At 64.2% G+C, this 592-nt stretch carries 1 protein-coding gene; it reads left to right on the top strand.

What is annotated here, in order from left to right; all coding sequences use genetic code 11:
* Positions 1-592 (top strand): efflux RND transporter periplasmic adaptor subunit (locus EOA27_RS39300; protein WP_127259077.1); only part of this gene is annotated, 592 nt, incomplete at both ends.

The raw sequence follows: 592 nt of genomic DNA, 5'->3' as shown, positions 1-592 counted from the left end.
GATCAGCCTCGACCGCACCTCGATCACCGCGCCGATCGCCGGCCGCATCGACAAATCGACATTGACGCCGGGAGCATTGGTCACCGCCAACCAGGAAACGGTGCTGACCACCATTCGCTCGCTCGATCCGATCAATGTCGACGTCACGCAGTCCAGCACCAACCTGCTCAATCTGCGCCAGGCGATCAACGAAGGCCGGCTGAAATTCAGCGGGACCAATGTCAGCGTCAAGCTGAAGCTCGACAACGGCACCATCTACGCGCAGAACGGCAAGCTGGAGTTCGCCGGCGCCAATGTCGACCAGTCGACCGGCACCTTTGCGCTCAGAGCCCAGTTCCCCAATCCCGACCGCCTGCTCTTGCCTGGCATGTATGTGCGCGCCATCGTCGAGGAAGGCGTCGCCCAAAACAGCTTCCTGGTGCCGCAGCGCGGCGTCACCCGCGACCCCAAGGGCCAGGCGACGGCCATGGTCGTCAACGCCCAGGGCAAGGTCGAGCAGCGCGTGCTCAGCGTGCGCAACAGCGTCGGCAACAATTGGCTGGTGGATTCCGGCGTCGGCGACGGCGACCAAGTCATCGTCGAGGGCCTGCAG

The sequence above is a fragment of the Mesorhizobium sp. M2A.F.Ca.ET.037.01.1.1 genome (assembly GCF_003998075.1).
Classification (GTDB): domain Bacteria; phylum Pseudomonadota; class Alphaproteobacteria; order Rhizobiales; family Rhizobiaceae; genus Mesorhizobium.
The sequence above is the reverse complement of the archived record's forward strand: the minus strand, read 5'-3'. Positions and strand labels throughout refer to the sequence as shown.